The 18,792-nt window shown below is 72.1% G+C and carries 15 protein-coding genes and 2 tRNA genes; 9 read left to right on the top strand and 8 right to left on the bottom strand.

Going from position 1 to position 18,792, the window contains the following annotated elements; genetic code table 11:
* Positions 1-96: 96 nt before the first annotated feature.
* The 3 genes from P2F65_RS07750 to P2F65_RS07740 all read right to left on the bottom strand — a co-directional run bounded on the left by P2F65_RS07750 (position 97) and on the right by P2F65_RS07740 (position 3,108).
* The gene (locus tag P2F65_RS07750; protein WP_275805743.1) at positions 97-582 is read right to left on the bottom strand and encodes a DUF6328 family protein; all 486 of its coding nucleotides are present in this window, start codon (positions 580-582) and stop codon (positions 97-99) included.
* Between the two features lie 59 nt (positions 583-641).
* Entirely contained in the window at positions 642-1,304 is a 663-nt protein-coding gene (locus P2F65_RS07745) for a hypothetical protein (RefSeq protein WP_275805742.1), read from the bottom strand.
* Positions 1,305-1,506: 202 nt separating this feature from the next.
* A complete protein-coding gene (locus P2F65_RS07740; RefSeq protein WP_275805740.1) occupies positions 1,507-3,108 on the bottom strand; it encodes an MFS transporter in 1,602 nt (533 codons plus the stop codon).
* Between the two features lie 164 nt (positions 3,109-3,272).
* Here P2F65_RS07740 and P2F65_RS07735 point away from each other — a divergent pair.
* Together P2F65_RS07735 and P2F65_RS07730 are read left to right on the top strand one after the other, a co-directional pair.
* Positions 3,273-3,359, top strand: a tRNA-Ser gene (locus P2F65_RS07735).
* A gap of 224 nt (positions 3,360-3,583) precedes the next feature.
* Positions 3,584-3,856, top strand: a complete 273-nt coding sequence (locus P2F65_RS07730) for a hypothetical protein (RefSeq protein WP_275805738.1) — start codon at positions 3,584-3,586, stop codon at positions 3,854-3,856.
* A 33-nt stretch (positions 3,857-3,889) separates the two neighbouring features.
* On the opposite strand, the gene P2F65_RS07725 is transcribed toward P2F65_RS07730, so the two are convergent.
* From P2F65_RS07725 to P2F65_RS07710, 3 genes are all read right to left on the bottom strand, one after another.
* Positions 3,890-5,053: an alpha/beta fold hydrolase gene (locus P2F65_RS07725; RefSeq protein ID WP_275805736.1), complete on the bottom strand. Its 1,164-nt coding sequence runs from the start codon at positions 5,051-5,053 to the stop codon at positions 3,890-3,892.
* A 200-nt stretch (positions 5,054-5,253) separates the two neighbouring features.
* Positions 5,254-5,754, bottom strand: a complete 501-nt coding sequence (locus P2F65_RS18465) for a DUF1918 domain-containing protein (protein WP_345803680.1) — start codon at positions 5,752-5,754, stop codon at positions 5,254-5,256.
* A 331-nt stretch (positions 5,755-6,085) separates the two neighbouring features.
* Positions 6,086-7,435, bottom strand: coding sequence for an aminotransferase class I/II-fold pyridoxal phosphate-dependent enzyme (locus P2F65_RS07710; protein ID WP_275805734.1), 1,350 nt, complete (start codon positions 7,433-7,435; stop codon positions 6,086-6,088).
* A 61-nt stretch (positions 7,436-7,496) separates the two neighbouring features.
* Here P2F65_RS07710 and P2F65_RS07705 point away from each other — a divergent pair, with 61 nt between their 5' ends.
* The 5 genes from P2F65_RS07705 to P2F65_RS07685 all read left to right on the top strand — a co-directional run bounded on the left by P2F65_RS07705 (position 7,497) and on the right by P2F65_RS07685 (position 13,414).
* On the top strand, positions 7,497-8,996 hold the full coding sequence (locus P2F65_RS07705; RefSeq protein WP_275805732.1) for a CoA-acylating methylmalonate-semialdehyde dehydrogenase: 1,500 nt from the start codon (positions 7,497-7,499) through the stop codon (positions 8,994-8,996).
* Positions 8,997-9,019: 23 nt separating this feature from the next.
* Positions 9,020-10,390, top strand: a complete 1,371-nt coding sequence (locus tag P2F65_RS07700) for an aspartate aminotransferase family protein (protein WP_275805730.1) — start codon at positions 9,020-9,022, stop codon at positions 10,388-10,390.
* A gap of 1 nt (position 10,391) precedes the next feature.
* Entirely contained in the window at positions 10,392-11,786 is a 1,395-nt protein-coding gene (locus P2F65_RS07695) for an FAD-dependent oxidoreductase (RefSeq protein ID WP_275805729.1), read from the top strand.
* A gap of 34 nt (positions 11,787-11,820) precedes the next feature.
* Complete coding sequence (gene folP / locus P2F65_RS07690) at positions 11,821-12,738, top strand: dihydropteroate synthase (RefSeq protein WP_275805727.1); 918 nt, start codon at positions 11,821-11,823, stop codon at positions 12,736-12,738.
* Positions 12,739-13,210: 472 nt separating this feature from the next.
* A complete protein-coding gene (locus P2F65_RS07685; RefSeq protein WP_056915917.1) occupies positions 13,211-13,414 on the top strand; it encodes a cold-shock protein in 204 nt (67 codons plus the stop codon).
* A gap of 226 nt (positions 13,415-13,640) precedes the next feature.
* Here P2F65_RS07685 and P2F65_RS07680 read toward each other — a convergent pair whose 3' ends face one another.
* Complete coding sequence (locus P2F65_RS07680; RefSeq protein ID WP_275805720.1) at positions 13,641-15,557, bottom strand: penicillin-binding transpeptidase domain-containing protein; 1,917 nt, start codon at positions 15,555-15,557, stop codon at positions 13,641-13,643.
* A 193-nt stretch (positions 15,558-15,750) separates the two neighbouring features.
* On the opposite strand from P2F65_RS07680, the gene P2F65_RS07675 reads away from it, so the two are divergent.
* Both P2F65_RS07675 and P2F65_RS07670 read left to right on the top strand, forming a co-directional pair.
* Positions 15,751-17,322 carry an LCP family protein gene (locus P2F65_RS07675; RefSeq protein ID WP_275805718.1) on the top strand — a complete coding sequence of 524 codons (1,572 nt, stop codon included), beginning with the start codon at positions 15,751-15,753 and terminating at the stop codon, positions 17,320-17,322.
* Positions 17,323-17,456: 134 nt separating this feature from the next.
* Positions 17,457-17,549 (top strand) — tRNA-Ser (locus tag P2F65_RS07670).
* 231 nt (positions 17,550-17,780) lie between these two features.
* Here P2F65_RS07670 and P2F65_RS07665 read toward each other — a convergent pair.
* On the bottom strand, positions 17,781-18,698 hold the full coding sequence (locus tag P2F65_RS07665; protein WP_275805715.1) for an LLM class flavin-dependent oxidoreductase: 918 nt from the start codon (positions 18,696-18,698) through the stop codon (positions 17,781-17,783).
* Positions 18,699-18,792: the final 94 nt, after the last annotated feature.

Raw genomic sequence — 18,792 nt, 5'->3', positions numbered from 1 at the left:
CATCATGGCGAATCAACTCCCTGTCGTTGGTGCTCCTCCCTCCATCACAACAGACGGCGCGGCAGACCGCGCGTCCAGTGACCGGCGCTCGCGCCGTCAGTCGCGGTCGGGCACCCGCATGGCCAAGGGGAGCACGAGCCAGGCGAGGGTGAAGATGGTCAGGGTCCCGAGGCCGACCCAGATGCCGACCGACTCCGTGAAGACCAGGCTGAAGACGAAGGCGGCGACGGTGGCGCTCGCGAGCGCCAAGGCGACCAGACCCGCCTTGGCGACCCAGCTGCCCGCCTCGACGAGTGACTCCTTGCGGCGCTTGCGGAAGAGCACCCGGTGCATGCTGACCGGGGCGACGAGGAGCCCGGTGGCCAGGATGCTCAGGCTGATGGCCGCCACATAGAGGTTGCGCTCGAGGGTGCTGATGTCGGCGAAGGTCGGCTGCAGCGGCAGTGTGAGCAGGAAGCCGGTGAGCACCTGCACCCCCGTCTGCGACACGCGCAGCTCCTGCAGCAGCTCGTTCCAGTTGCGGTCGAGCTTCTCCGCCTCGCTCTCGTGCTCGCGGGTGTAGTCGTCCACTGCTGCCTCCACGGCGACTTGTCGGGGCTGAATTCAACCGCGCGCGGGGGGCGGCGTCGAGCGGACTCGCGCTACCGCGAGAGCGCCGCGGCGATCAGGGTGTTGCGGGCCGCGCGGCCGGCCGGGAGGGTGTGTATGCCGTCGCTGAGGTAGCGGCGCGGATCGGCCTCCGCGGTGGTCCACCAGTCGACCACGGCGAGGTTGGTGTGGCGCCGGTCGGCCTGCGCCAGCGTGGCGTTCACCGCCGCGGCCGTGCGCCGGTCGCGATCGGCCCCGGTCACCAGCCAGCGCTGCTTCCAGACGTTCACCCAGTAGACGCGGGTGCTGCTGGGCACGGCGTCCATCACCCGCGCGACCTGGGCGCCGACGAGCCGGGCGTCGCTGTCGTTGGTGCCCAGCGCCAGGACGAGCCGGACAGGCGGGCGGGAGTGGTGGAGCCGCTCGACGAGCCGGTCCACGGCCGGCTCGGTGGGGATGCCAGGTGTGGCGTCCCACGCGAGCACCAGGCTGCGGGCGCGCAGCAGCCCCGCCAGCTCCGGGGCGTCGGAGGCGGTGATGGAGTCGCCGTACATCCACACCCCCCGGCCGCGGGCGGTCTGCCAGGTGCGGTCGGGTGAGACCGTGCGGACGTTGTCCTGCCAGGCGGCGTGGGTCGGCGCAGGCACGCCGAGCGCACCGGCACCGGTGAGCACCGCCGCGACGACGACGGTGAGGAGCCCTCTGCGGCGTTGCACGTCTTTCCCCCTGTTGTGCCTGCCGGGTCGAGCCGGCGGCGTCAGGGTAGGGGCGGGGGTGGTGCGGGCGTGCCGCTTTCGCCTGACAACAGGGCCACTCTGCCGATGGTCGGCCTCGGCCGGTCGGCTGGTCAGCCGTTGGCCGCAGGGCGCGGTGCCGCGGGACGGTGGTGAGGTGTGCCGCGGCCCGCGGGGCCGGCGCTCACCCGAGGTCCACCCCTTCGATGGGGGCCGCCGGCTTCAGGTCGGGCAGGCGCATCATGCGGAACGAGTTGGCGAGCCCGAGCAGGCCGGCGAGCAGGGGCACGGCAAGGGCGACCTGGAGCGAGAGGTTCCGCGCGTCGTCGTTGATCGCCAGGACCTCCTCCTCCACCGGCGGTGGCTGCCCGGTGATCCGCTGGTCGAGCGCGGTGTTGCTCATCACCTGGGCGTTCTCGTCGAGCGCGGCGGCGATCTGCGCCTGCTGCGCCGGCGGGATGACCGAGCTGCTCTCGGTCCTGGCGGTGAAGCTGACCGACAGCGCGGCGAGCATCAGCCCGCCGGCCATGGCGAGACCGAAGGAGAGCCCGAAGGACCCGGCGGCCGAGTTCACCCCGGCGGCCTCGCTGACCCGCTCCTCCGTCACCGGGGCCAGCGTGTAGTTGTTGAGCTGGGACACCAGCAGGCCCAGGCCGCAGCCGGCGACCATCAACGGGATCACCAGCCACCAGCCGCTGTCCACCCGTGGGACCAGCGGGATGATGAGCAGCACCCCCACGCTCACCAGGAGGAAGCCGGCCCGGATGACCGCGGCCGGGCGCCTGTCGCCCGCCTTCCGGCCCGCCACCAACGCTGCTGCGAACATCGTCAGCGACAGGGGCGCCAGCGAGAGCCCGGCCAGCATCGCGCTGTACTCCAGCGTCATCTGGAAGAAGAGCGGCAGCGCGATCATGGCGCCGCCGAGGGCGACCTGCTGGAGCAGCTGGCCGGAGATCCCCGCGGTGAAGTTCGCGTGCCGGAACAGGTCTGGGTCGAGCAGTGCCACCTGCTGCGCGCGCTTCCGACGGATGAGCCAGCGGGCGAGCACGGCCAGTGCCACGGCGCCCACGCCCATCAGCAGCCCGACGAACTCGCCGCCCTCCTGCCAGACGAGGATGCCGAGCACCACCCCGCCCATGCCGACGACCGACAGCAGGGCGCCGACCACGTCGATCTTGCGGGGGCCGGTGTAGGCGACGTCGCGGACCAACCGGATCTGGCTCAGGACGAGCAGGATGATGACGACCTCCAGCGCGAACCCCACCCGCCACGACAGGTAGGTCGTCACGAAGCCGCCGAGCAGCGGGCCGAACGCGGCGGCGATCGCTGCCGACGCACCGACGAGGGCATACGCCTTCTTCTGTGCCGGACCGCTGAAGTTGCCGTGGATGAGGGACTGCATGGCCGGGAGCAGCAGCGACGCGCCGAGTCCGCCGATCACCGCCCAGAACACGATGATGGCGGTCAGGCCTTGCGCGAGGGTCATGGCGAGCGCGCCGACGGCGTAGGCGAGCAGCCCCAGCACGTAGGCCCGCTTCCGGCCCATCAGGTCGCCCAGCTTGCTGCTGATGAGGATGAAGGCCGCGGAGACCAGTGCCTCGAGCGCGATGGCGGACTGGACCCCGCTCGCGGTGGTGTCCAGGTCCTCGATGACCGCGGAGATCGACACGTTCATCAGCGACGTGTCGACGACGAGGACGAACATCGCCATGGCCAGCAGCAGGCTCAGTCGGCGGCTGCCCGCGTCCTCCTGGGCTGCGGTACCCGTGGCTGGCTCGGTGCTCATGGGGCCCCCGGAGTGGTGGCGCTGGGACGCTCTGCCTGTGAACCTACGTGAGTCCGCGCGGGCGCAGATCACCCCTGACGGATGATCGGGGCGCACCTCGCCGGCGGTGGGCGCGAGGCCGACGCGGCTGTCGGCGACACATGGGGCACAATGGCCGCCATCCAGGAGGGCTCGCATAGTGGCCTAGTGCGGCGGTCTTGAAAACCGCTATGGCGGCAACGTCATCGTGGGTTCGAATCCCACGCCCTCCGCGTGCGCGGTTCGGACGCCCCGAGGAACGAGGGGCGTGCGGTCCGTGCACATTGAGCATGCGGGATTCGGGAGGAGCGACGAAGGAGCGACGGCTCCCACGCCCTCCGCTCGCCGCGAAGCGGCCCCCCTGGGGCCGACTGCATCGTGGCCCGGCCGCAAATGCGCGTTCCCGTCGGGGTGGCCCCCGGTAGTCTCGGCGGGCATTCGTGAACGAGGGGGAGATGTGGACTCTGGCATTGCCGCCATCGGTGGGCTGTTCATCCTGGCCGGCTTCATCGTGGCGCTGGCGCTGACGGCGTTCACCGTCTGGGCCTTCGTCGACGCGCTCCGCCGGCCGCGGCAGCAGTGGGACATCGCCGACCAGCAGCAGGTCGTGTGGGTGTTCGTGGTGGGCTTCGGCGCGCTGCTCGGGCTCGGCGCCGTCGCCGCGCTGCTCTACGTCCTGGTCCCGTTGCCGCGACTGCGCGCCGCCAGACGAGCCACCCAGCCTGCCTGAGGGACATGAGGCAGGCGGGCGGCTCTGCTCACCTCAGCTGCCCGGCTTCGGGGTCGCCAGCGTGAGGTACTCGCGGACAACGGAGGCGTAGCGTTTCGCATCCGCGTTCCACGACTCGAGGTGCTGCGCGCCCGGGAACACCTCGAGGCTCACCAGCTGCGGCTTGGACCCGTGCAGCCGTTGCGCGAGCGACAGGGGCACGACGGGGTCGTCGGCGCCCTGGATGAGGAGGGTGCGGATGCGCAGCCAGTCGGTGTCGTCGAGGTAGTCGACGGCCTTCCAGTCGAGGTCGTAGCTCCGCGCGGCGATCTGCTGGGCGGTCCAGAGCACCGAGGTGGGGACGGCCCGACCGCCGGGAAGGGCGTCCTGCGCCCCGTGCTCCACGACCGACCCCAGGGACAGCATCGGTGCCTCGAGGATGATGCCCGAGACGACGTGGCGCCGGGTGGACCTCTCCAGGAAGGACGCCACGATGGCCCCGCCCATCGACTGCCCGACCAGCACGACGTGCCGGGCACCCTGCTGCAGGGCCCAGTCGACGGCGGACTCGAGGTCGCGCCACTCCGTGCGGCCGTGCTGGAGGCGCCCCGAGGGGTCCTTGGGTGCGCCGAGGTCGTTCCGGTAGGTGATGGCGAGGACCGGGGTTCCGGCGGGAACGGCTGCGGTGGCGAAGCGCAGTGCGTCGTTGCGGGTGCCGTTCTGGCCGTGCACGAAGATGGCAACCGTGCCGACCGCGCCGGGCCCGGCCGGGAAGTACCAGGCGGGCAGGCCCGCCACGGAGACGTCCATCTTCGCCAGGGGGAAGGCCTGTGGCGGGTCGCCCATCCACACGGCCCGGTCGAGGGCGGCACCCTGACGGGGGAAGGGCGCGGTGCCCTGCAGCACCTTCAGCGGGCGCGTCACCGTGCCGTCGGGGTTGCGCGTCGCCGGGCCGACCATGCCGGTGCCGCCCTCCCAGGCCAGGCCGTAGGTGGCCGGGGCGTCGAAGCTCGGACCGGCGTCGACCCCCCTGCGCAGCTGGACCCGCGATCCGCTCACCGTGACCACCCGCGCGTCGTCGAACGCGGGCATCGGCCGACCCGGGTCCGAGGCCAGTGCCCCGGCCTCGATGCGAGTGGCGAAGTACAGGCCCCCGCCCACGTGGACCGCCGCGACGAGCACGACGCACAGCGCCACCAGCCAGAGCACCCACCTCACGGACCGGTGCCCATGGCGGCGGGGGTGGTGGGCACGGTGGGAGGAGGCTCGACGCTCCTCAGGCGCCTGCAGCGTTGTCATCGATCCCCCTGTCCGCGCCGGTCCCGGTGCCAACCGCCCGTGCGCTGAGCCGCGCGTTCGTCTGCTCGCCGCGGCGGCAGGGAGCCCGGGGCTCCCGGCCGCCGGCATGAGGCGGTGCGCTACCGCGGCCGCACGAAGACGTCCGTCTCGCCGGTCGCGGCCTCGATGTCGTGGGTCGCCGTGTCCAGCAGCTCGTCGGCCAGGTGCCGCAGCGCCCGGGCCACGGCCACCTCGTCGCCGATCCGGGTGGCTGGCGTGTCGTCCTCGCTGCGGTGGCTCTCGCCGCTCGCGGTCAGCGTCTCCGGGGAGTCGGCGACCAGCACGACCTTGGCGGTGGTGTCGTCTGCGGACTCGAAGATCGACACGCGGACCTGCCACTCCTTCACGGGCTTGTGTGGTGCCTCGGGGGTCGGGGCCGCCTCGCCCTCGCCATGGCCCGCGCCGATTCGCAGCACTGATCCGGGACCGGGGTAGAGCAGCCCGGTGTGCCCGTCGCTCCACCGCACGAGGTAGGGCGGCGCTCCGTCCTTTCCGCGTACCTCGAGGATCTCGCCGTCACGGGTTGGCCGGTCCACCTGCTCGCCCGCGAGAACGATGCGATCACCCTTCTGCGCCTTCATGGTCAACACCTCCGTCAGGGGCCACAACTGCCACTCTCAGTGAAGGTCGCTCTCCCGCAGCGGGGGAGGGCCAGAGGTCCTAGGACAACCGGCCTTCTCCTGCCACGGCTCTACGCTCAGGTCCCGGCTTGCGCGCTCCGGCCGGGCTCCCTGACAGCGTGGCACGAGGCGGCGAGGTGAGTACGCGCTTTGCCCGATCCCCCCTCCAGCCGTGACCGCGTACCGTCGGCGGGGATAACCAGAAGCGTCCGCCTCACGGCGGCGGTACGAAGGCCGGGGCACCCCCTGCTCTCCGGCCTTCGTGCTGTCCGGGGTGGTTCCGGCGCCGTCCCTAGCGGGCGTTCGGGCGCCAGCCGGAGGTGCGGGCGGCGGCCGCGATGGCCTCGGCGATCTCGTCGTGGCCGTCGCGCACCAGCCCCACCGTCACGCGGACGTGGTCGCCGTCACCGGGCAGCAGCGTGAAGGGCGACCCGGGTGTCACCCCGATCCCGGCGCTCGCCAGCCGCACCACCGCCGCGGTCTCGTCGTGCACCGGCACCCAGATGTTGATGCCCTCGGTGCCCCCGACCTCCACGCCGTGCCGTGCCAGTGCGGCGACGACCAGCGCCCGTCGCCGGGCGTACTCGTCGGCGGCGCGCTCCACCTCCTCGAGGGCGACCTCGTCGGTGAGCAGGCTCAGCAGGATGCGCTGCAGCAGGCGGCTGCTCCAGCCCTGGCCCACCTGCCGGCGCGCCTCCAGCGCGCGCAGGAGGTCGGGCGGCGCGCTGAGCGCCGCGAGCCGCAGGTCCGGGCCGTGGGACTTGGAGAACGACCTGATGTATGCCGTGTGGCCCGGTCGCCAGCGACCGAGGCTCACCGTGTCTCCGCTGACCGTCGCGCCGGCAGAGTCGTCCTCGACCACCAGGGCGCTCGTGCGGTCGAGCAGGTCGACCAGCTGGCGGGCCCGCCGCTCGGTCATCGTCACGCCGGTCGGGTTCTGCGCCCGGGGCTGGAGGAAGACCGCGGCCACCGGCGGGGCGAGGGCCTCGCGCAGCCCGTCGGGCGAGAGGCCCTCGTCGTCGACGGGCACGGGCACGAGCTGGACGCCGACCGACTCCAGCATGTCGACCAGCGGCGGGAAGCATGGGTGCTCGACCACGACGCGGTCACCGAACCGCAACGCGGTGCGGGCCACCAGCTCCAGGCCGTCCATGGCGCCGTCGACGACGGCGAGGCGCTCCACGGCATACGGCCAATGGGCCATGAGCACCTCGGCGAGCTCGGGCAGCACCGGTTCGTCGAGGTAGCTTCCCGGTGTGCCCGCGGTCGTGAGCGAGGCGAGCGCGCGCGTGAGGCTGGGCAGCAGGGCGGCGTCGGGCACCCCGGTGGAGAGGTCACGGGCGAAGGTGGCTGGGCGTTCGAGGGCCTGCTGGTAGCGGCTGGCACCCGGGGTGGAGTGGTCGGCGACCGTGGTGCCGCGCCGGCCGTCGGTGCGCACGGCTCCGGCGCGGGCGAGCCGGCTCCAGGCCGAGCTGACGGTGGTCGGCGACAGCGCGAGCTCGGACGCCACCGTGCGGATCGGGGGGAGCCGGTCGCCCGGCTGGAGCGCACCCTCGCGGATCAGGGTGGCGACCGCCTGCGCGAGACCTCGGGCGCTGGGCTCGTCGAGGTGCTGCTCGATGGCGGAGAGGACAGCCTTCACGCTTTGTAACATAGCAAACGACATATTGTGCCACCAGCGGTTGGGACGTACGGTCGGTTGCATGACTGGCACGACCACCCGCATCTCCCACTGGATCGACGGCAGCGAGAGCACCGGCACCTCCGGCCGCACCGCCCCCGTCTTCAACCCCGCCACCGGTCAGCAGACCGCCGAGGTCGACCTCGCGAGTGCTGCCGAGGTCGACGCGGTCGTCGCGAAGGCCGCCGCCGCCGCGCGCGAGTGGCGCACCTCGTCGCTGTCGAGGCGCTCGGCCGTGCTCTTCGCCTTCCGCGAGCTGCTGCACGCCCGCTCCGACGAGCTGGCCGCGATCATCACCGCCGAGCACGGCAAGGTGCTCTCCGACGCCGCCGGGGAGATCGCCCGAGGCCTGGAGAACGTCGAGTTCGCGACCGGCGTCCCCCAGCTGCTCAAGGGCGGGTTCTCCGAGCAGGCTGCCACCGGCGTGGACGTCTACAACATCCGCCAGCCGCTCGGCGTGGTCGCCGGCATCACCCCCTTCAACTTCCCCGCGATGGTGCCGCTGTGGATGTGCGCCAACGCCATCGCCTGCGGCAACGCCTTCATCCTCAAGCCCAGCGAGAAGGACCCCTCGGCGTCGCTCTTCCTCGCCCGCCTCTGGAAGGAGGCCGGCCTGCCGGACGGCGTCTTCACCGTGCTCCAGGGCGACAAGGAGGCGGTCGATGCGATCCTCACGCACCCGGGCATCTCCGCGGTGAGCTTCGTCGGCTCGACTCCGATCGCCAAGTACATCTACGAGACCGGCACCGCCCACGGCAAGCGGGTGCAGGCGCTCGGTGGTGCGAAGAACCACGCGCTGGTGCTGCCCGACGCCGACGTCGACATGGCTGCCGACGCCGTGGTCTCCGCCGCCTACGGCGCGGCCGGCGAGCGCTGCATGGCCCTCTCCGTCGCGGTCGCCGTCGGGGACGTCGCCGACCCGCTCGTCGACGCGATCGCGGTGCGGCTGCCGAAGCTGACCATCGGCGACGGCGCGCAGCCCGGCACGGACATGGGCCCCCTCATCACCCGGGAGCACCGCGACAAGGTGGCCGGCTACATCGACGCCGGGGAGCAGGCCGGTGCCACCGTCGTCGTGGACGGGCGCGAGAGCGACGTGCCGAAGGACGGCTTCTTCCTGGGCACCACGCTGCTCGACAACGTGACCCCCGAGATGACCGTCTACACCGACGAGATCTTCGGCCCCGTACTCGGCGTCGTGCGCGTCGACACCTACGAGGAGGGCGTCGCGCTCATCAACGCCAACCGGTACGCCAACGGCACCGCGATCTTCACCCGCGACGGCGGCGCCGCCCGCCAGTTCCAGTTCGACGTGGAGGTCGGCATGGTCGGCATCAACGTGCCGATCCCCGTGCCGGTCGCCTACTACTCCTTCGGCGGCTGGAAGGACTCCCTCTTCGGCGACACGCACATGTACGGCCCGGAGGGCATCAACTTCTACACCCGCGGCAAGGTCGTCACCTCGCGCTGGCCCGATCCGGCCACCTCGTCGGTCGACCTCGGCTTCCCGCGCACGCGCTAGGACGGGGGAGCACAATGACGAGCATGACCGACACCCTCACCGGGCTGGCCGGAGCGTCGGAGGAGCAGGTCCGCCGCGACGACCGCGCCCACGTCTTCCACTCCTGGTCGGCCCAGGGCCTGATCGACCCGCTGCCCATCGCCTCCGCCGAGGGCTCCTGGTTCACCGACTACGCCGGCAAGCGCTACCTCGACTTCTCGAGCCAGCTGGTCAACGTCAACATCGGCTACCAGCACCCCAAGCTGGTCGCCGCCATCCAGGAGCAGGCGGCACGGATGACAACGGTCAGCCCGGCGTTCGCCAACGACGCCCGCTCCGAGGCGGCCCGTCTCATCGCCGAGATCGCCCCCGGCGACCTGAACATGGTGTTCTTCACCAACGGCGGTGCCGAGGCCAACGAGAACGCGCTGCGCATGGCCCGCCTGCACACCGGGCGGCACAAGGTGCTCGCGGCCTACCGCAGCTACCACGGCGCCACCGCCGGCGCGATCGCCCTCACCGGCGACCCCCGCCGCTGGCCGTCGGAGCCCGGTATGCCGGGTGTGGTGCGCTACTGGGGCCCGTACCCCTACCGCTCGGCCTTCCACGCGACGACCGAGGCGGAGGAGGGCGAGCGCGCCCTCCAGCACCTGCGCGACGTGCTCATGGTCGAGGGACCGCAGACGGTGGCCGCGATCATCCTGGAGACCGTCGTCGGCACCAACGGCATCCTCGTGCCGCCGCCCGGCTACCTCCAGGGCGTCCGCGAGATCTGCGACGAGTTCGGGATCGTCATGATCGCCGACGAGGTCATGGCCGGCTTCGGCCGCTGCGGCGAGTGGTTCGCCGTCGACCGCTGGGGCGTCACGCCCGACCTCATCACCTTCGCCAAGGGCGTGAACTCCGGCTACGTCCCGCTCGGCGGCGTCGTCATCTCCGACCCGATCGCGGCCACCTTCTCGGAGCGGCCCTACCCCGGGGGCCTGACGTACTCCGGCCACCCGCTCGCCTGCGCGTCCGCCGTCGCGTCGATCGGCATCTTCCGCGAGGAGGGCATCATCGAGCACGCCCGCACCCTCGGCGAGGAGGTCATCGGCCCCGAGCTGCGGGCGCTGGCCGAGCGGCATCCCTCGGTGGGCGAGGTGCGTGGGCTCGGTGTGTTCTGGGCCCTCGAGCTGGTGCGCGACCGGCGCACCCGCGAGCCGCTCGTTCCGTTCAACGCCGCCGGCCCGGACGCCGCTCCGATGAACGAGTTCGCCGCCGCCTGCAAGGAGCGGGGGCTGTGGCCGTTCACCCACTTCAACCGCACCCACGTGGTGCCGCCGTGCACCACGACGGCCGACGAGGTGCGCGAGGGCATCGCGATCCTCGACGAGGCGCTCGCAGTCGCAGACCGCCACACCACCGAGAGCTGAGGTGGTCTCCAGCCACCCCGGCCACCCGGCGCTCGCTGACGCGGAGCCGGGCGTCTTCTGGCTCGAGCAGCCAGGGCGCCCGGCTCCGCGAGCGGCGCTGGAGACCTCGACCAAGGCGGACCTCGTGGTCGTGGGCGGCGGCTACTCCGGCCTGTGGACGGCGCTGCTCGCCAAGGAGCGCAACCCCGACCGCGACGTGCTGCTCCTCGAGGGCGGCCGCGTCGGGTGGGCCGCCTCCGGGCGCAACGGCGGGTTCTGCTCGGCCAGCCTGACCCACGGCGAGGCCAACGGGCGTGCCCGCTGGCCGCGGGAGTACGAGACCCTCGACCGGCTAGGCCGCGAGAACCTCGACGCCATCGAGCAGGCCGTCGCGCATTACCGCATCGACTGCGACTTCCGGCGCACGGGAGAGCTCACGGTGGCGACGGCCCCGCACGAGGTGGAGTGGCTGCGGGAGGCCGCGGCGGAGGGCGGCGGGGAGCTCCTCGACCGCGACGCGGTGCGGGCCGAGCTCGACTCTCCCACCTACCTCGCCGGCCTGCGCGACCCCGACGGCACCGCGCTCGTCGACCCGGCCCGGCTCGCCTGGGGACTGGCGGAGGCGGCCGAGTCCCTCGGTGTGCGCATCGCGGAGGGCACCCGGGTGACCGACCTGTCCCGGCACGGCGCGGGTGTGCGACTCGTGACGCACACCGGAGCCGTCGTCTCGGCCGCAGCGGCCGCCCTGGGCACCAATGCCTTCCCCTCCCTCCTTCGCCGGGTCAGCCTCCACACGGTGCCGGTCTACGACTACGTGCTCATGACCGAGCCGCTCAGCGACGAGCAGCTGGACTCCATCGGGTGGCGAAGCCGGGCCGGCGTCGGCGACAGCGCCAACCAGTTCCACTACTACCGGCTCACCGCCGACAACCGGATCCTCTGGGGCGGCTACGACGCCGTCTACCACTACGGCCGTCGCGTGGACCCGCGGCACGACCAGCGCGCCGAGACCTTCGACACGCTGGCGGGCCACTTCTTCGACACCTTTCCCCAACTCGAAGGGCTGACGTTCACCCACCGCTGGGGCGGGGCGATCGACACGTGCACCCGGTTCAGCGCCTTCTTCGGCACGGCCCTGGGTGGCCGGGTCGCCTACGCGCTCGGCTACACCGGCCTGGGCGTGGGAGCCACCCGCTTCGGGGCCGACGTCATGCTCGACCTGCTGGAGGGGGCCCCGACCGAGCGCACCCGGCTGGAGATGGTCAGGCGCCGGCCGCTGCCCTTCCCACCGGAGCCGCTGGCCTGGGCGGGGATCCAGCTCACCCGCTGGTCGCTCGCCCGGGCCGACGAGAACGCGGGACGGCGCAACGCGTGGCTGCGCACCCTCGACCGGGTCGGGCTCGGCTTCGACTCCTAGCGCCCACCCGCGGCGCCGGTGCGAGGATGGCCGCGTGGACCTGCCCGAGCCGCGCGACCTCGACCTCCCGCGCACGCCCCCCCTGCGCCTGCGCGGCCAGGCCTTCGACGCCTCGCGGCCGGCCGTCATGGCGATCGTCAACCGCACCAGCGACTCGTTCTTCGCGCACAACCGGCACGCCGACCTCGACTCCGCGAAGGCTGCCCTGGCCCGGGCCGTCGAGGACGGTGCCGACATCGTCGACGTCGGTGGGGTGCGGGCGGGACAGGAGGGCGAGCACGTCAGCGCCGAGCAGGAGATGGACCGCGTCCTTCCCTTCCTCGAGCACGCCCGCACCGAGTACCCCGAGCTCGTCCTCAGCCTGGACACCTGGCGCTCGGAGGTCGCCCGTGAGGCGGGGCGGCTCGGTCTCGACCTGGTCAACGACACCTGGGCGGGACACGACCCCGAGCTCGTCACCGTCGCCGGGGAGATCGGCGCGGGAGTGGTGTGCTCGCACACCGGCGGCCTGCCGCCGCGCACCGACCCGCAGGGCGTGACCTACCCGCCCGAGCCACGGGGCGTCGTCACGGACGTGGTCCGCACCCTTGCCGAGGGGGCGCGCCGTGCTGAGCACGCCGGCATACCGGCCGACCGCATCCTCGTCGACCCGACCCTGGACTTCGGCAAGACCACGGCCCACTCGCTCGAGGTGCTGCGGCACACCGCCGACCTCACCCGGCTGGGCTACCCGATCCTGCAGGCGCTGTCGCGCAAGGACTTCGTGGGGGAGTCGCTCGGCCTGCCGCCCGACGAACGGCTCGAGGGCACCCTTGCGGCGACGGCCATCGCAGCATGGCTGGGCGCCACCGTCTTCCGCGCGCACGACGTGCGGGCCACGCGGCGGGTGCTCGACATGGTGGCCGTCATCCGGGGCGACCGGGCGCCCCGGCTCGCCGTGCGTGGCACCTGACGCCGAGACTCGCACGGAGGCCGGGGCCTCCTGGGCCCCAGCCCCCGCTCGTCTGCGCGTCCCCCGAGGCGCAGAGCCCACGGCGCCTGCCCAGGGCGGGCGGCGACGTCACGAGGCCCACCGTGTCACGGGTGCTGACCTGCGGCGATCCGGCGAGCGGGGTTCTGGATGAAGGTCCGAGACGGACTCACCCGTTCGGACCAGCCACCGCGCACGAGGTGCACCGAAGGACCTGAACAGTCCTTTACCCTCTTCGCCGCGACTCAACCGGCGATCGGGCGGGCATGCGTGCTAGCGTCTGTCGCGGTTGCAGTAGCAGTTCCTCGCAGGTCGAAGAAGTGCCCGCCCCAGCACCACCGGAGCGGGCTGTTTTCATCTGAGGCGGGCATGTCCCGCTGGTGGGGTCAGTGCGGCAGCCGGGAGCTCCACGAGGTGTGGGACTTCATTGGCTACAGAAGGAAAGAGTTACCCCATGGCACAGGGAACCGTTAAGTGGTTCAACGCTGAGAAGGGCTTTGGCTTCATCGCGCAGGACGGCGGCGGCCCGGACGTGTTCGTCCACTACTCCGCCATCGACTCCTCGGGCTACCGCTCGCTGGACGAGGCTCAGCGCGTGGAGTTCGAGGTCACCCAGGGTCCGAAGGGCCCGCAGGCTGACGCCGTTCGCCCGATCTGATTCAGGACTGCCAACCAACAGTCTTTGAGCGAGGCCCCCACCGGATTCCCTTCCGGTGGGGGCCTCGTCGTGTGCCGCCGGTATGCCGTGCGCCCAGCTCCCGCATGCCCGCCCACCCAGCCCACCCGCCGGCGGGACCCCTGCAGCAACTTCTGCTAGCAGCGGTTGCTGCCGCAGGCCCACGTTGCTGCATACCCCTGCGGCAGCAGCCTCTGCGGAGTCGGGGTCAGCGCGCGGCCAGGCGGGTGAGGAAGTCCTTGGCGACGGGGGCAGCGGCGGTGCCACCGCTCTTGCCCTTCTCGACGAGCACCGCGAACGCGACGTCGCCCTGGTAGCCGACGAACCAGGCGTGGGTCTCCGGCGGGTTCTTCGTCCCGTACTCGGCCGTGCCGGTCTTGCCGCGAACGACCCCGCCCGGTGCGTCCTTGAGCACCTCCGCCGAGCCCTCGGTCACGACCCGGCGCATGAGCGCCTGCAGCTGGCTCGTCACCTGCGGGTCGAGCGGCTTCGGATCGCGGGAGGCATCGGCAGGGGCCGGCTCGGTGACGAGGGCCGGGGGCACGAACGAACCCCGGGCCACGGACCCGGCCATGACCGCGAGGGACAGCGGGGAGGTGAGGTTGCGGCCCTGCCCGATCGTCGCGGCAGCCTTGTCGGTGGCGCCGGTGTTCTCCGGGATCTTGCCGGCGAAGGCACCGCCCACTCCCAGGGCCTTCTCCCAGCCGGCGCCGATGCCGAGCGCCTTTGCCGCGGTGGCGAGGTCACCGTTGCCCAGCTTGGCCGCGAGCTGGACGAACGCGGTGTTGCAGGAGTTCGCGAAGTCCTCACCGAAGGTCGGGTTGCTGAGGGCACCGCCCTCGTAGTTGCGGATCGTGAGACCGTCGACCACGAAGGTCTTGGGGCAGCTCACCGGGGTCGTCGGCGCCACGACCCCCTGGGAGAGCAGGCCGTAGGTGCTGGCCACCTTGAAGGTCGAGCCCGGCGGGTACTGCCCGGTGATGGCGCGGTCGAAGCCGGCCGCGGGGGAGTTCGCCGAGGCGAGGACGTCACCCGTCTGCACGTCGACGGCGACGAGGGCCGACGGCACCGAGCCGGTGCCCTCGAGCGCGCCCTCGGCAGCGGCCTGCACCTCGGGGTCGAGCGTCAGCTGGACGTCCTCGCCGTCAGTGGTGGCCTTCTCGAACAGCGGTTGGCCGGGGTTGGCGCTGGAGGTGATGGTGACACCGGGGGTACCCGCGAGCACCGAGTCGTACTGTCCCTGCAGGCCGCTGAGCCCGGCGTAGTCGCCCGCGGCATACCGGCCGTTGCTCTGCTGCACGACCTCGGCGCTGACCGGACCGTAGGAGCCGAGGAGCGGCTGGCCGAAGCCGCGGGTGCGGGCGAGCGGCTGCTCGCGCACCGGGTAGATGACGCCGGTGAGCGCGTCGAGCTCGGCCCGCCGGTCGTCGAAGTCGCTCTGGCGGTAGGTGATCACCGCGATGGGTGCCTTGCTGCCGGACTGCTTCGCGGCCTCGAGCTTCTTCACCAGCGACCCCTTCGGCTCGCCGACCAGCTCCTCGAGCGCCGCGGCGGTGGCTGAGGTGGCCCGCGCCGGGTCGAGCTGCACCGGGTAGACCTTGCCCAGCGGCATGAGCGGCTCGCCGGCCGCGTCGAGCAGGTCGCCGCGCTCGCCCTGGGTCCGGGTCGCGGTCAGCTTGTCACCGGCCTTCAGCTGCGGGTGCCACCACGAGCCGGTCGCCGCGGGCTGCACCGCCCAGCCGTCGGACGTCTCCCCGACGCTGACGGGGGTGCGGTAGGCCCACGGGACCGAGCCGGGGAGGGTCCAGGTGACCTCGAGCATCGCGTCGGCCGTCTTCCCGTCGCGGTCGACGCCCGCCACGGTGACCTTGACCGGACCGGAGCCGAGCCCGGAGGTCGTCGTCGTGAAGTCCTCGTCCACCTCCGCCGGGGTGGTGCCCGCGAAGCGCAGGGGGGCCGTGTCGAAGGCGCGGCCCTGCCAGGCAGCGGCGAAGGACTGTGCGGCGGTGCGAGCCTCCTCGTCGCGCTGCTGTTCCTGCGCGGTGTGGCGCCACCACAGCCCGCCCGCCGCGGCAGCGACCACCAGAGCCCCCACGAGGACCGTCGTTATCGTGCGTTTCCCCATGGAGACATACAACAACATCGGGTCGGGATGCCGGCCCGGCACCCTGTCGCCGCAGCGGCAACCCGGGACCCTTCTCGGGCGTCTTCGACATGGGACGATGTGAAATCGGCCATGCCTAGGCTGGCCGTCTACACTCCCGTGGGCGCGGTGCGACCCGCGCTGTACGGCACTGTTGGATGAGAGAGGTTCCCCTGTGAGCGAGGCCACGCCCGGCTCAGAGCCCAGCACGCCGGGGAACGGTGGCGCCGCCGAGGAGACCCCGCAGGTCAGGCGCCGCTCCGACCGCCACAAGGACCGCCGGCACCCGTGGCTGCGTCGAGGCGGGATCGCCGTGGCCGCCGGCCTGGCCGTCGCGCTCGTCCTCAGCGTCGTCGCCTACGTGAAGCTCACCGGCAACATCAACCGCCTCGACCTCGGGGATGCCCTGGGCACGCGGCCCGAGAAGCAGGCGACCACGGACTCCCGGACCAAGCTCGGCCCGATGAACATCCTGGTGATGGGCTCCGACACCCGTGCCGGCACCGGCAACTCCAAGTACGGCAGCAACAACGCGGAGTACGGCGTCGCGGGCGCGCGCTCCGACACCAACCTCGTCGTCCACCTGTCGGCCGACCGGAAGTCTGCCACCGTCGTCTCCATCCCCCGGGACTCCATGACCAGGGCGCCGCAGAACTGTGCGGACAAGGAGTGGTCGCCCGAGACCGGTGTGGTGCGTCAGTGGAACAACAACTTCACCCAGGGCGGCCCGGGCTGCGTCATCAAGACGTTCGAGGGGCTGACCGGCATCTACCTCGACCACTTCGTCGTCATCGACTTCCGCGGCTTCGAGCGGATGGTCGACGCCCTCGGGGGCGTCACCGTGTGCACCCCGGAGCCGATCAACGACCGTGACAGCCTCCTGACCCTTCCCGCCGGCAAGACCAAGGTCAACGGCAAGCAGGCCCTCGGCTACGTCCGCGTCCGCAAGACCGTCGGCGACGGGTCGGACATCGGGCGCATCAACCGGCAGCAGGCGTTCCTGTCCTCGGTGGTGCAGGAGGCGACCAGTTCCTCGCTCCTGTTGCGGCCCGACCGCCTCTTCCGGTTCCTTGACGCGGCGACCCAGTCCATGACGACGGACAAGGGCCTCGGGGTCGGCAAGATGCGTGACGTCGCAGAGAGCGTGGCCCGCATCGGCATGGACCAGATCCGCTTCGTGACGGTCCCGATCGAGGACTACCCGCAGGACCCCAACCGGGTCCAGTGGGCGGAGTCGGCGGACCTGCTGTGGGAGTCGCTGCGCGAGGACAAGCCGCTGCCCGGCCAGAAGCCGCCGCCCGGCAGCACGCCCAGCCCGAGCCCGACCACGTCCGCTCCGCTGACGGTGGCCCCCAACCTGATCCGGGTACGCGTCACCAACGACTCGGGTGTGCCCGGGCTGGCGCGGCAGGCAGCCGGAGCCCTGGAGGTGCAGGGCTTCCGGATCGACGGGTTCGTCAACGGCACCGGCACGCCGGGCAGGGGCACGGTGATCCGCCACGGCAAGGGCATGGAGGAGTCGGCCCGCACGGTGGCCGCGGCTTTCCCGGGCTCGAAGATCCGCAGCGACGACCAGCTCGGCTCGACCATCGAGGTCAGCGTGGGGCAGGGTTCGAAGAACGTCGTCGAGGTGCCGAACCGCATCGGCAACACGCCCATCCCGTCGCCGACGGTGACGGCCACCGCGCCGCCGTCCTCGACCGCCACGATCAAGGCCCGCACCGCCGACCAGGACATCTGCAGCTGACCGCTTCGGTATGCCGCGGAGCGCGGTCCGGCTGCCGGGTCGCCGTGGCAGCGGGACGGGTTTGTTCAGGCGCACGGGGTGCGGATACCCTGTGCGGGCTCGGTCCTGAGTCCATGCGACGATGGGGCGGGCGTGGAGGCGTCGCCTAGTCCGGTCTATGGCGCCGCACTGCTAATGCGGTTTGGGCTAACCGCCCATCGAGGGTTCAAATCCCTCCGCCTCCGCCAAACGAACAACGACCCCGACACGCTTTTCGTCGGGGTCGTTCTTCGTTTATCGGGCACGGGGGATTTGGGAGGAGCACGCGAGGTACGAGCGCGCGACGGCTCCCTCCGCCTCCGCCAAACGAACAACGACCCCGACACGCTTTTCGTCGGGGTCGTTGTTCGTCGAGACGTGGGGAGCCCTCGATGGGTGACCTCGACGGCCGCGTCGGCACGAGCGCGGCAGGCCGCGCGTCAGCTCTGGCCGAGGAGCCGCAGCGCCTCGCCGACGACCTCGATCGAGGCCTCGGTGATCGGGTCGAGCACCAGCTGGAGGTGGGTGGCGCCGGCTGCGGCCATCGCCCGCACGTGGTCGGCGATCGCCTCAGGCGTCCCCTGCACCGGCTCCACGGCGGCGTTGTACGTCTCTCCCATCAGGCGACCGCCACCGCCGGGGAACTGCACGAACACCGCGGCGGTGGCCGCCACCTCATCGGCTCTGCGGCCCGCTGCTGCCGCAGCCTGCTCGACTCGGCTGCGCAGGCTGGCGAAGCCGTCGGCGGAGTTGCCGTAGTCGCTCCACCACACATTCCACGCGTCGACGTGCGGGAGGCCGATCCGCATCATCCGCTCGCCGACGGAGCCCAGCACGAGGGGTGGCCCACCGGTCCGGACCGGACGCGGGTCGAGGACGCAGTCCTCGACGGCGTAGTAGGTGCCCCGGTAGTCGATGCGGCCTTCCCGGAGCAGCGTGCGGATGATGGTGAAGGCCTCCTCGAAGCGCGACACCCGGTGGTCGTAGGGGAAGCCGAAGGCGCGGTACTCGCGCTCGTTCCAGCCCGCGCCGAGACCCAGGATGAGCCGGCCCCCGGAGATGCCGTCGACGGTGGCGGCCTGCTTGGCCAGCATCGCCGGCTCGTGGAACCCGACCGAGGCGACGAGGGGGCCGAGCTCGATGCGCTCGGTGACCGCGGCGATCGCCGCCAGCGAGGTCCACACCTCCCAGGGCCCACGAGTGATGCCGCCGGGCAGGTCGTACAGCAGGTGGTCGCCGAGCCACAGCGAGTCCAGGCCGGCCGCCTCGGCCGTTCGCGCCATCGAGAAGAGCTCCGGCCAGCCGACCGGGCGCTCGACCTCGGGCAGCTGGACACCGACACGGCAGGGGCGTGACACCTGTCCCACCGTAGTCCGGTCCCTTGGTCGGTGTCTGCGGTCGGTCAACCGGCGGGGCGATGGTCACGGCATGGCCCGTGTGGGCCGGGTGAAC

It is taken from the genome of Knoellia sp. p5-6-4 (assembly GCF_029222705.1).
GTDB lineage: Bacteria > Actinomycetota > Actinomycetes > Actinomycetales > Dermatophilaceae > Pedococcus_A.
This window is presented reverse-complemented; position numbering and strand designations above follow the sequence as displayed.

Coding starts and splice junctions, on each gene's coding strand:
- P2F65_RS07740 (WP_275805740.1), bottom strand. CDS start 3,108: ATGAGCACCGAGCCAGCCACGGGTACCGCAGCCCAGGAGGACGCGGGC.
- P2F65_RS18465 (WP_345803680.1), bottom strand. CDS start 5,754: ATGAAGGCGCAGAAGGGTGATCGCATCGTTCTCGCGGGCGAGCAGGTG.
- P2F65_RS07705 (WP_275805732.1), top strand. CDS start 7,497: ATGACTGGCACGACCACCCGCATCTCCCACTGGATCGACGGCAGCGAG.
- P2F65_RS07700 (WP_275805730.1), top strand. CDS start 9,020: ATGACCGACACCCTCACCGGGCTGGCCGGAGCGTCGGAGGAGCAGGTC.
- P2F65_RS07685 (WP_056915917.1), top strand. CDS start 13,211: ATGGCACAGGGAACCGTTAAGTGGTTCAACGCTGAGAAGGGCTTTGGC.
- P2F65_RS07680 (WP_275805720.1), bottom strand. CDS start 15,557: ATGGGGAAACGCACGATAACGACGGTCCTCGTGGGGGCTCTGGTGGTC.